Raw genomic sequence first — 11,782 nt, 5'->3', positions numbered from 1 at the left:
CGATGGAGGATCGACATGGTCAACGATACGGCTGAAAGCCGGCATAAGATAGCGGAGGACAGTGACAACGAAGTAGTTGTCTCTACGGATGAGCAATTCGAGAGCGACGTGGAGACCGTGGACCAGTCCGCAAGGAAGATGGAATACCACGTGGTGATACAACATGTCACCAGTATCACAGAAACGCTCAAACAGTTTCTCAGCACATTCGCCGTGGGAGGCATCACACAGTGTGAGGCTTTCCCAAGCCATCCTGACGATGGTGATGGGCACTGTCACATTTCGTTTCAACTGGCGAACGCGAAAAGCTTCTCGGCCATCCACAGGGCATTCAAGAAAGCCGGCTACGACCAAGTGCGAGTGAAGGAACGTTGGGGGTCTGTTCGTCAGCTCATGGACTATTCGAGGAAGACTTCTAAGAAAGATGTCAAAACCGGTGAGATCGTAGATGAGAAGGTGCTCGATGGTCCTTGGGAATGGGGTGAAATTGACTACAAGGAGTCAGAACGAGAACAGCCCTTATGGATAAGAGCTAGGGCACTTCTGAGGGAAGGACATTCGACCTATGAACTACTCAATTCAAATGATGGGAAACTCGCCAGTTTTGCGTTCATCCACCTTCGAAACATGCAATTCGCGGAAAGGTATATCCGATCTATTAGGATTCGAGCGGACCGTAATCCTCATGTCGAAGATGGTGAAGCATGATTAACAGCACGCGAGAGCGCGTTCCTCGTACTTATACGGTGGAGCAGATGGTTGACATCTTTCATTGTTCCCCGGCGACCGTCAAGCGTATGCTGGCTCAGGGTAGGTTCAGGTGTTGGAAGTCAAGTTCTCATCACATCCTCGTCAGCGCAGAAGACGTAGAGAATTTCTTTGCTAAGCCCTTCAATCGTGGCGTAGTGTGATTTTCTTTTGTTGGATCCGGACGCGTCGCTATTTGGCTCGAAGATCAGGCCAAGGCTGAGGTAGGAGTTCACCGAGATCCACATTCAGCACTTCCGATATGGCCATGATATTTGAAAGACTTGGATTTGCTGGTGTCCCTGGTCTCGACTCGCCCTTTTCCAACTGCTGATACGTGAAACGCGAAAGATTTGCGCCAAAGGCGACGCTTTCCTGACTAAGTTCTCGTTCCACACGACGTCGTTGGATATTGATGCCGAGCCGTTTTGCGAAAGCTGGCCAATCAGTGGGTAATGATGTGTGAGGCATGCAACCAGCATGTTCAAAGTCGTAAGTAATGTTAGCCTTACTGGTAAGGCTTTATCGGTAAGGCTAACTGGAAGAGGGTGTGGGAAGATGATGAAATCCAAACTTGCGGCAACGATGGCGGTATTTGCTTTGCTGGTCCCACTGTCGAGCTGTGGCATATCCACAGACCGGGCGGCTGATAATCGCGAGAACAATAATTCGACGCAGAGCAAGCAGCGGACGTCTGATTCTGCTCCGCAGCAGCTTAAGGTTAATGAGATCGTCGGAACGAAGTGGAAAGCCAAGGATGGCACGGAATATGAATTTACTACCAAGCCAAGTCCAATGATCAACGATGGCAAAGATGCACAATTCACATCCGGTTTTCCGAAAGTGATAGAGGGAGAACACAAAACGACAGTGTATGCGCTGTATCAGAACGGTGCGCCAATGGACGGGAATAATGGCAGCGGCATGTGGTATGCAATAACTGACTATTTCCCAGTGGATGTTGATCAGTATAGCGGGAAGTGGATTTACGACGCGTCAGGTGACTTATTCCTGTCCCTCTTATCCGACAACAGCTCCGACCACTATCGTGTAACCGCAACAAAGAATGAAATGAAGTTAACGGTTCTGGTCGGTAATAGTGGCAGAGATGGAGATGGCACGTTCTACTATCCTTTTGAGCCGTTACAGGACGACGCCCAATTGAATAATGGCGTTGGAATTCTTCAGCGCGTGAAATAACGGGTATGAATTGCGTGATGTTATTGCAGCTTGCCCATGAGTGTCATTCCATTGCTTTTAGTTCGGTTTCAAGGTTCTTGACCTTATCCTGTAATTCTTGAATCTGTTTAAGTGTCTCCTTGTATTCTGCTTCGATGAGATCTCGGGTGCGTTCTGGTTTGACCAGTGTGGCGAAGACCTTGTTGGCAAGTTGGCGTTCACCTTGTCGAGTGGCGCGTTGGTAGAGAGCCAGTGAAATTTTCGCGGATGCATGGCGTCCGTATTCTTGGACTTCCTTCGGGGTGCCTCCTGCCTGTGCGGCGGTGGTGATCGCGGTTGCTCTCAGAGTGTGGAAGTGCAAATCGGGACGGTTTGCTGCTAATTTCGCTTCATCGAACTGTGCGCGCAGCGTGTTCGGACTCATGATATTGGAGTGTTTCGCGGGAATGAGCATCGCAGTCTTCGATGATTCGCAATGAGCTTTGATGTGCTCCTTGATGAGGGGCGTGAAACTGTCGGGAATCGGTAGGTCCTCGTTACTGCTCTCTGTCTTGGTGCCTTTAAAGGAGAGTGTTCCAGTGTCCCCATCCCCTCTGGTCAGTGCGTGACGTACGTGCAATAGTTTATGGGCGAAGTCGATATCGCATACTTGCAATGCGCATACCTCGCTGATCCGCAGGCCGAAGACGGCTCCCAGGTAGATAGCGATTCTTGAATAATCGGGCATAGCGTTGTAGATCAGTCCCAGTTCTTCCTGTGTGGCTGGCGGAATTATTGATTGTCTGGATTTGGGCAGTTTCGGGTTCGGCCGTTGGCATGGATCGGAGTCGAGCAAAGCTGGTTCTTCTTCGTTAGAAGCCAGGGCTTTCTGGGCAATGGCTTTGAGCACTTGATAGGCACGTCGGAGTGCATGAACCCCGTCGACGTAATCGCCGTCCAGCCAGTCTTCCACATTCTTCTGCTTGATTTCGGAAACCATCATGTCACCGAAGTAATCGTTGAGATGGTCAATTGCCTCACGCTTTTTTCGTGCCGACGCCTCGGTGAGCTTAGAACCGTCAGAGGTACGGTAAGTGTCGAGAAACTGTTCTGAGTAGTCACGGAACAGTATCTTTGCCTTTGTCTTTTTCGCTTCACGAACTTTTGGCGGTGTCCATGTTTCCGTGCCTGCCATGTGTGCATCGACGAGTTTCTTCTCTTCGTCGAGCCAGTGTTGCGCCACTGCTTTAGCACCCAGAGGGAAGGATTTGATGACTCGCTTGCTCGGGTCAAGCGGATTTGGGTAACGAGCTTCGAGGGATATGACATATCCCTGCCGATTCTTCCTCTGAATGATTGATCCGAAAGCGCTGCGCAAGGTTTTCCTCCTTGGCATGGTAGCCGACCTCTCCGGCCGGATACATAACCTAAAATGTAACCTAAGTCTACGGTATCCCGGCCTAATAAGAGTCATTATGCAACGCAGAATAATTGAGAAAAACAGTCGTGAATCCGTTGAAAACACTGGAAAACCTCATAAAAAAGGGCTTCCGAGATAACCCCGAAAACCCTGTCCGTGGAGCTAGGGAGATTCGAACTCCCGACCCTCTGCTTGCAAAGCAGATGCGCTACCAGCTGCGCCATAGCCCCATATGTGCCAAACAATCGAATTTAGCGTGGGCCCGGGAGGACTTGAACCTCCGACCTCATCCTTATCAGGGATGCGCTCTAACCACCTGAGCTACGGGCCCGCTCTTTGTGTGTCTAAAACACACAAAGAGATACAATACATTCTTAGCCAAATTAAGTCAATTCCACCGTGTCGTTTTTCATGCCGGATGGTGTGCGTGACAATAGACAGACAAGTGCAAGGATGGTAGAAGAATCGAGTGGGTGTGGTCCATAGAGGTGCGACGAAGGGCACGGTACGGAAAAGCAGCGTCCGAACGCTGGATATACGCGGAAAATCAATCACGATTACTCGTAAATCAGTGAAGAACATGTATCTGCGAATTCGAACCAAGGATGGCGGGATCGGCGTGACGGCACCGTGGCGCATAACCGATCAGACCATTGAGGAATTTATCATCGCCCGTTGGGACTGGATCGAGCGTGCGGAGAAGGAGCTCATTCAGGCACGGCAGGCGAGTCCGGAGTCTGGAGTCGCGCAAACATGGACAGCCGAACGAAGGCGTCAGGCCCAGCAGCGGCTCAATGCCGCTCTCCCTGGCCTCCTGCATACCTGGGTGCCGATCGTTGGCCGTGAGCCAAGCAACATCTCATTCAGACTCATGACAAGCCGCTGGGGATCATGCACGCCGGCAACGAGACGTATACGCCTGAATCTTGAACTGGCCTGGCTGAAACCCGAATTGCTCGAATATGTGCTGGTCCATGAACTCACTCACCTTCTGGCATCGGGGCACGGTGCGGAATTCCAACGGTACATGACTGCATTCATGCCTGATTGGAAGCGCCGTCGCAACACACTCAACCATCACATCATCGGTTGAAGGCCTGTGCCTAGGTCGGATTTCCAAAGTCGGTGCCGATGCAGCCATGCAGCCATGCAGGTGTCCGGAAACTCACAGAGTCTGCGATCAACATATAGACGGCGAGACAGCAATGTGCCTCCACAGTCGCCTTCCATTGAATTCAAGTAGTTCGACGGAATGATGGCTGTGAAGGCACATTATGCGAAAACGTGAGCTATCCATGAGCGGCAGCGCCGAAGCGCTGCCAGGCTGCCGGGCTCAGATGAGGTGGCTCCTCATGAACCACTGGAAGGCCTCGAGCTTCTGCACGTGGTCCTGAAGGATGTTCGAACTGACGACATCGAGCTCATCGAGTTCCTTGATGGCCTCGCGGTCGTCGGCGATGAATGAGTCGTAGAATCCGCACAGTGCCTTCAGATAATCCAACGTTGACTTGCGTCCGCTCAGATCGATCCCATTCCAGGTGCGGTTGCGGATAATGGCCTCAGGACGGCCATCTGGCGATCCTCCAAGCGTTGCAATGCGCTCGGCGGTTTCGTCGGCCATGTCCCTGACTTCGTCGACCTGCGGATCAAGCATTTCATGGACTGCTATGAAGTTCGGCCCAGTAACGTTCCAATGAGCGTGCTTGAGCACGAGCGACGCTTCCTGCTCCTGGCTCAGCCTGTTCTGCAAAATGGAGATGATCTTCTCGGAAGCTGCTTCATCGAGTCCGGGAACTGTGAAAGTCAATGCCATAAGAACTCCTTCGTATTCTTCTTTACGCATTCCACTGTGATTTCGTTGGTGCGGCTCAACAGATGGAATCGTTAATCATTGCACCCTAATCACTAGGGTAAAGGTCAGGTGCAAGAAGTCAAATCAGTGAAATGTGAAGGTCCATGGGCCTTTGAAGACCGTACCTGCTCAAACCCCTTATCTGGCGGGCTGCACATTTCTTTCGGCATCAGTCGCCGGATCTGAGGCGTCGATGTTCTGCCTGCGGCGTACCTGCACGGTCTCTATTCGTCTGCCCTCGACCTGTGTGACGACCATGTCGTATCCGTCGTCGGAATGCAGAATCTCGCCGACCTGACCCATCTTCCCCGTATGGGCGAGGAAGTAGCCCGCCACAGTTTCATATGGTCCGTCTTCAAGTTCTATGCCGGTCACATCGGCAAAGTCTTCGATGGTCATGCCGCCATCGATCGTGGCGACGCCGTTCACGAATGCGGTCTGCTTCTGACGGGGGCCGCCGGGAGTTTCCGGCAGGTCATATTCGTCGCGTATGTCGCCAACGAGTTCCTCGGTCATGTCCTCAAGGGTTACGATGCCGTCCGTTCCACCGTATTCGTCGATGACCACCGCAAGATGGATGCCACGCTTGCGCAGCAGCTCAAGGCTTGGAAGAAGCTTTGACGTGCCGGGCAGGGAGATCCCGTCGCGCGTCACATCTGCGACGGTCTTCGCTTCTGGGTCGCGCACGTCAAGCAGGTCTCGCACATGCACGAAGCCGAGCACATCGTCAAAATCCTTGCCTTTGACGGGGTAACGCGAATATGGCTCATTCCGGACGAACACAGCCGCATCGTGCAGGGGCATGTCGCCGTCCAGGAAGGTGACATCGGCTCGGGGGCGCATGACTTCGGCGACGATCGTCTCGGAAGCGTCGAATACATCGTCCAGTATCGTGCGCTCGTCCTTGCTCAGATGCGTGTTGCTTGACACCAGGACTCTCAGCTCGTCGTCGCTCGCCTGCGTGTTGGTCTGCTGAGGGTCGAATCCGAGCAGACGCACGAGCCCGTTCGTATTCTTCCCGATGAGCCATATCAGGGGTCTGCAGACAGCGGAGAAGACATGGATTGCCGGAACGGTCGCACGTGCGATCTGCTCCGTGCGTTGCATGGCGATTCGCTTCGGAACCATCTCGGATATGACGATCGAGAAATAAGAGATGATCAACGTCAATACGACGGTCGTAAGCGGTGATGCCACGTTGTCTGGCACACCCCACGAAGCGATCACCGGCACTATCTCCGGTGCAAGAGACGAGGCTCCGAACGATGCTGACAGGAATCCTGAAAGCGTGACTCCAATCTGCACGGTTGAAAGGAAGGTGTTCGGGTCTCTGGCAATTTTGCCCACGCGTGCCCCGTTGGCGTCCTCCTGCTCCATTTGTTCGATCTGCGACCCACGAAGCGACACCAATGCAAGCTCCGTGCCTGAGAACACGGAGCCGATAAGAAGAAATACAAAAATCAGTACGATATTAAGCCACAACGACATATTTCCAATTTACTGTGAGCAGCGGTCATTGCCCAGCACGCACATCTATGAGCGAAGTGTCAGCGGCAATCCTTCGTGGCCTGCGCCGAGCAGCCGTCGCCTCGTGCTGTTTTTCCACAGACCCCAGGAGGGTACGAATCGTTCAGAACGAAAGCACCTCCACCTTCCCGGTCGTGAGTAGGTAGCGGGCTCCGACAATGGTGACCCTGCCGTCAGCGATGGCACTCTGGATGATGCTCGAGTCGGCAACCAGATGCTCGATGGTCCTGGCGACATGAACGCGTTCATAATCGTCAGTCGTGTTCAATTCCGAGCTCTGTGCTGTAAGGATCGAAGCGCCGACCTGCCGTACGACGATTGAGTCGGATTCGATTTCGGCACTTTCATCAGCGTCCGAGAATCTCTCGCGCAATGATTCGTCGGCATTCAATGCAGATAGGGCAGACTGGACTGCACCGCAGTGTTCATGTCCCATGACGACCAAAAGGCTTACATGCAACGATTCAATCGCGAATTCAAGCGATGCCTTTACCGCATCGTCGACGATCTCCCCCGCGGTGCGGATGGTGAACAGGTCGCCCAGGCCTTCGTCGAATATGATCTCTGGAGGCACGCGGGAATCCGAGCATGAGAGCACCGCCGCGTCTGGGCTCTGACCGTCGATAAGTCCCTCTCGCGTTTCCCTGTCCTGCCAAGGATGTTCGGCCTCTCCTTGCGAAAAGCGTCTGTTGCCAGCGAGCATTCGGCTCCATGTCACCGTCGCCGTACTTTCCTTTTGCTGCTCGGCATCCTGCGAATCAGTGCCCTGTCTGCTGCCATTCGTATCGACCACAACCGCCCCCTTGTTAGCTGAGCTCATAGTACCGTCACACAATGGAGGCAGGGGAGGCTTTCGCATATGACGCAATGGCGGTCAACAATGTCTTTGCCGGTTGTTTTTGATGAGATTCGTTTGGACAGGCGATGAATTGGTGATCTGAGGACTTACGATCTCGAGCCCGGCCTGCCTGATCCCATCGATGATTAATCGGGATAGGGATCAATCGCGATAGGCGGTCTCGAACGCCTGTTCCAAATCGGCAATGAGATCGTCGGCATCCTCCAATCCGATGGAGAGTCTGATCAAATTGACATTCAGGCCGTTCCTCTCCCAAAATTCAAAGGGAACTTCGCGGTGAGTGATGCGTGCCGGATTGACGATGAGTGAACGCACGTCGCCGACGTTGGGGACATAGTGGAACACCTCGGTGGCATCTATGAATCTGTCGATCCGATCCTCCGACCCTTCAAGTTCGAAGGAGAGAATTGCGCCGATGCCCTTTGGGAACAAGGAACTGACCAGCTGCGACTGCTTGCTGTCGGGAAGTCCGGCATAGTTTACCTTGGTGACATGCTCATGGTGATTGAGGAAGTTTGCGATGCGAAGCGCCGAAGACACTTCCTTGCTGATGCGCTCGCTGATGGTCTCCAATCCGAGGAGCTCAAGATAGGCCTCCTGCGGGCCCAGGACGGCACCGAGAAGACGCACGAACTTACATCGAAGACGCTGATGGAATGCCTCATTGCCAAATGCCTCGACAAAGCTTCGTGAACGCCCATTGGATTCGGTATACAGGGTGAATTCCGGTTCGGAAAACTGTGGGAATCGATCGCTTGACCAATCGAAGCGTCCCGCGTCGACTATAAGACCGCTCACCACATTTCCGTGGCCATTGATTCCCTTCGTCGACGAATAGACAACGATATCCGCACCGTGCTCTATCGGACGGAATAGGTATGGAGTGGGGAAGGTGTTGTCGACTATCAGAGGGATGCCCGCCTGGTGCGCGACCGACGCGAGTCGATCGACGTCGGTGACCCTGGTGATGGGGTTGGTCACGCTTTCCGCATAGATGGCTTTCGTATTCGGGCCAATGGCCTTGCTGACTTCATCGGGATTATTGATATCATCGACAAAATCAAATTCAATGCCTAATTTTGGAGCAAGGCTCACGAATTCATCCAGGCTGGCTCCATAGATGTCGTGATGGGCCACGATTCGACCGCCGCCTTCGGCGACGGCGAGAATCGTGTTGGAGATCGCGGCCATTCCTGATGACACGGCAACTGCTGAAACCCCGCCATCAAGGGCGGCGATCCTGCGCTCCAGAATGTCGACGGTCGGATTTCCCACCCGAGAATAGGTGAATCCGGGCTCACGGCCCTCTGCCATGTCCCTTCCTCTTTGGGCGCTGCCCATGGTGAAAGCCGCGCTCAGATAAATCGGAACGTTTGAAGCGTGATTGTGCTCCTCGGGGGTGTATCCACCTTGAATCCGCACTGTGTCAAAGCTGTTCTTGCGATTCACCTGGGTTGCTCCTTCGGCTGGTGCTTATGTGAGGATCAGTCAGCGTCTCCCGCAGCGGATTTGGCGCACGGGGACACGGTTTCGATTGTTCACGATTATCCATCGATTTCCCATTATTCAGCAATCTCAAGGAACGACACAGCGCCTGGTCATAGAAATTTTGGATAATGCGTACAAGATTGCGGGGCTTTCAGGGATTGATTAGCCGTTATAACGAACGTCTGTAACTAAAACAGTGTTTCGAGGTTGACGAAGGGCACGGTCATGCGGTTTTCTATTCATTACCCGGTGATGCAGCGATTTTCCTCGTGACTGTGGTTCAAAACAAAAACCTCAATTCTAAGACGTCAGACGCATCAATGTGTCTGAAAAGAAAGGATGATCATGACAGCAGACCGCCGTCAGTCATTCCACGACATTGCCCATCACAGCTCCGATGGCAGCACGCCCTATCTGGTCAGCGCGTGGCAGCATCTCGTCGGGCACGAATACGGTGCTCGCGAATTCGCTGACACATACGTCGATTTTGTTAAGCGGTGGGATTGGGACTGGGTCAAAATCAATCCAAGGGCAGTCTATTATGCAGAGGCCTGGGGTGGAGTGTATGACCCTGATGACTATCAGGGATACGTGATTCCCAAGAAGATCAGCTCTCCCATTACCACGCCTGTGGATATTGAAGGCATACGGGAGCTCGATCCCTTGAAAACCCCGGAGTTCGCCGAAGCTCTGGAAGCGGCGCGACTGATCAGGCAGAGGCTGGAAGACCGCGCCGTGCTGCAGACGGTGTTCTCGCCCTTGTCGGTGTTGCTGCAGATCGCCGATCTGCCGCTGTATCCAGACGATGGCTATGCGAATTCGAATACCACTGTGGAGGATTTCATCTTCAATCAGCCTCAGGCGGCAAAGTCCGCATTGGAACATATCGCGCGAACCCTGGCAGGCTATGGCGCATCCCTGGTCAGATCGATCGAGGATGGCGGAGCCGGCCTGGACGGCATCTTCTATGCCATAACCGGCACAGTGAGCGGCGGCTATTTCAATCGTGAGCAGTATCTGGAGTTTTCAGAACCATATGACCGAATCGTTATCGATGCGATCCGTGAGGCTAACCCTGATGCCGTCGTGCTGTTCCATACATGTCAGGCGGACTCTCACGCCGCTTGGTTCGATGATGGTGCTTTCGAGTTTCTGCAATGGGATCCGTTCCTTCAGGGAAACCCGAAGGTCGCGGATTCGTTGACTTCGGTTCCCGTCGTTGGCGCACGTTCGCAGGACTTTGCAGATGAGGGAGGCATAGACCGCATCGCTGCGAACGCTGCCGAGAGCATAGCTGCCTTGAAAGGCACGCCATTTCTGCTGGCGCCAAGCTGCACCGTGCCGACCCCTGCAAGCGATCGCGCTCTTGAGACGCTGAGAGACCTTCGCGTCTAGCACCCAGTCCGGAATCGCGGATTGTGCGGCCGGGAACACCCACATAAGCTACACCAACCATCTTTACCAACAATCAGAGCGAAGACAGAAGAGAGAGAACGGCAATGAGCATTTTCAACAGATACATACGAATAGGCGTGGCATCGACGATTGCCCTGGGCACAGCGTTTGCAGCATCGGCGTGCGGTCTAGGCGGAGACAGTTCATCGGCATCGTCGGGCAGCGGCACATCGGATACGGTGAACATCGGCGTCATCTATCCCAAGACAGGGCAATATGCAGAGTACGGCAAGCTCTTCGAAGAAGGGTTCAACCTTGCAATCGAAAAGGTGAATGCAGACGGAGGAGTGGGTGGCAAGAAGCTTGGTCTCAAGTACTTCGACACTCAGTCCGACCCCAAGCAGGATGCGGCGGTGGCGCCAAAGCTGGTTGCCGATAAGTCAATAATCGCGGTGGTCGGTGATTATGCATCCCCGGCTTCCTCTGCTGCTTCGCCGATCTTCCAGCAGGCTGGCCTGGTGCACTATGGTTTCAACAATTCCGCCCCGACATTCACTGACACAGGCGATCATGTATGGACGCCTCAGATTGGCCAGGATGCCTATCAGAAGGCGAACGCCGATGTCGTTGCGACAAAGGCCAAGAAAATCTCAGTGGTATATCTCGAGAACGACTGGGGCAAGCAGGCATATGAGTATTTCAAGGAGGAAGCCAAGAAGAACGGCACCCAAATCGTATATGAATCCTCATACCTCGCAGATTCGACGGATCTCTCCCCCATTCTGATTCCCGCGCGAGACGCGAAGCCCGATGCGGTAGTCGATATCGGCTACGGTCCGGACGGCGCCTTGGTACTCAACACCCTGCGGGACAAACTGGGATATACGGGATCGTTCTTCGGTGGGCAGGAGACCAAGGAGTTCCTTGATCTGGCCGGCGACAATGCGGATGGGACCATCATAACCGGAAGCTTCTCGGCTACGGGTACCAAGGATGCCAAGGCACAGCAGTTCGTCAAGGATTTCAAGGCGAAGTACGGCAATAATCCTGGTAACTTCGAGGTGACGGCATATCAGGCGATCATCGATCTGGCGCACGCCGCCAACAAGACCGAGCCCACCCGCGACGGCATTCAGAAAGCCTTGCAGACCGTGACTGACTTCCCGCTGTATCAGGGTAACGGAGGCACCTTCACCTTCAATCAGAAGACGCGCCGTGCAGACAGCATCAAACCCATCCTGCTGATTGTCAAGGATGGCAAATTCGTGCAATACGAGGCGTAGTCGGGGCATTCACCCACCGCGGCAGGCGATCTAGCGCCTGCCGCACCATGCAG

The 11,782-nt window shown here is 53.7% G+C and carries 12 protein-coding genes and 2 tRNA genes; 6 read left to right on the top strand and 8 right to left on the bottom strand.

Annotated features, from left to right (window positions below):
• The first annotated feature begins 15 nt into the window (after window positions 1-15).
• Together QN062_RS06050 and QN062_RS06045 are read left to right on the top strand one after the other, a co-directional pair.
• Window positions 16-708, top strand: coding sequence for a hypothetical protein (locus tag QN062_RS06050; protein WP_369340941.1), 693 nt, complete (start codon window positions 16-18; stop codon window positions 706-708).
• Complete coding sequence (locus tag QN062_RS06045) at window positions 705-911, top strand: helix-turn-helix domain-containing protein (RefSeq protein ID WP_369340940.1); 207 nt, start codon at window positions 705-707, stop codon at window positions 909-911. The genes QN062_RS06050 and QN062_RS06045 overlap by 4 nt, the downstream gene beginning before the upstream one ends.
• A gap of 28 nt (window positions 912-939) precedes the next feature.
• Here the strand turns inward: QN062_RS06045 and QN062_RS06040 are convergent, their stop codons facing one another.
• Window positions 940-1,218: a helix-turn-helix domain-containing protein gene (locus QN062_RS06040; RefSeq protein ID WP_369340939.1), complete on the bottom strand. Its 279-nt coding sequence runs from the start codon at window positions 1,216-1,218 to the stop codon at window positions 940-942.
• Between the two features lie 87 nt (window positions 1,219-1,305).
• Between QN062_RS06040 and QN062_RS06035 the strand changes: the two genes are divergently transcribed.
• On the top strand, window positions 1,306-1,947 hold the full coding sequence (locus QN062_RS06035) for a hypothetical protein (protein WP_369340938.1): 642 nt from the start codon (window positions 1,306-1,308) through the stop codon (window positions 1,945-1,947).
• 43 nt (window positions 1,948-1,990) lie between these two features.
• Here the strand turns inward: QN062_RS06035 and QN062_RS06030 are convergent, their stop codons facing one another.
• The 3 genes from QN062_RS06030 to QN062_RS06020 form a co-directional block, all read right to left on the bottom strand.
• Window positions 1,991-3,283: a tyrosine-type recombinase/integrase gene (locus QN062_RS06030; protein WP_369340937.1), complete on the bottom strand. Its 1,293-nt coding sequence runs from the start codon at window positions 3,281-3,283 to the stop codon at window positions 1,991-1,993.
• 199 nt (window positions 3,284-3,482) lie between these two features.
• Window positions 3,483-3,555, bottom strand: a tRNA-Ala gene (locus QN062_RS06025).
• A gap of 27 nt (window positions 3,556-3,582) precedes the next feature.
• Window positions 3,583-3,656, bottom strand: a tRNA-Ile gene (locus QN062_RS06020).
• 249 nt (window positions 3,657-3,905) lie between these two features.
• Here QN062_RS06020 and QN062_RS06015 point away from each other — a divergent pair.
• Complete coding sequence (locus QN062_RS06015; RefSeq protein ID WP_369340936.1) at window positions 3,906-4,418, top strand: SprT-like domain-containing protein; 513 nt, start codon at window positions 3,906-3,908, stop codon at window positions 4,416-4,418.
• Between the two features lie 240 nt (window positions 4,419-4,658).
• On the opposite strand, the gene QN062_RS06010 is transcribed toward QN062_RS06015, so the two are convergent.
• The 4 genes from QN062_RS06010 to QN062_RS05995 form a co-directional block, all read right to left on the bottom strand.
• Entirely contained in the window at window positions 4,659-5,138 is a 480-nt protein-coding gene (locus tag QN062_RS06010) for a Dps family protein (RefSeq protein ID WP_369340935.1), read from the bottom strand.
• Between the two features lie 177 nt (window positions 5,139-5,315).
• Window positions 5,316-6,665: a hemolysin family protein gene (locus QN062_RS06005; RefSeq protein WP_369340934.1), complete on the bottom strand. Its 1,350-nt coding sequence runs from the start codon at window positions 6,663-6,665 to the stop codon at window positions 5,316-5,318.
• A 142-nt stretch (window positions 6,666-6,807) separates the two neighbouring features.
• Window positions 6,808-7,407 carry a carbonic anhydrase gene (locus tag QN062_RS06000; RefSeq protein WP_369342558.1) on the bottom strand — a complete coding sequence of 200 codons (600 nt, stop codon included), beginning with the start codon at window positions 7,405-7,407 and terminating at the stop codon, window positions 6,808-6,810.
• Window positions 7,408-7,704: 297 nt separating this feature from the next.
• Complete coding sequence (locus QN062_RS05995) at window positions 7,705-9,012, bottom strand: O-acetylhomoserine aminocarboxypropyltransferase/cysteine synthase family protein (RefSeq protein ID WP_369340933.1); 1,308 nt, start codon at window positions 9,010-9,012, stop codon at window positions 7,705-7,707.
• 384 nt (window positions 9,013-9,396) lie between these two features.
• Here QN062_RS05995 and QN062_RS05990 point away from each other — a divergent pair, with 384 nt between their 5' ends.
• A complete protein-coding gene (locus QN062_RS05990) occupies window positions 9,397-10,446 on the top strand; it encodes a uroporphyrinogen decarboxylase family protein (RefSeq protein ID WP_369340932.1) in 1,050 nt (349 codons plus the stop codon).
• 104 nt (window positions 10,447-10,550) lie between these two features.
• Window positions 10,551-11,729, top strand: a complete 1,179-nt coding sequence (locus QN062_RS05985) for an ABC transporter substrate-binding protein (RefSeq protein WP_369340931.1) — start codon at window positions 10,551-10,553, stop codon at window positions 11,727-11,729.
• The last annotated feature ends 53 nt before the right edge of the window (window positions 11,730-11,782 follow it).

It is taken from the genome of Bifidobacterium sp. WK012_4_13 (assembly GCF_041080835.1).
Classification (GTDB): Bacteria; Actinomycetota; Actinomycetes; order Actinomycetales; family Bifidobacteriaceae; genus Bombiscardovia; species Bombiscardovia fermentum.
The sequence above is the reverse complement of the archived record's forward strand: the minus strand, read 5'-3'. Positions and strand labels throughout refer to the sequence as shown.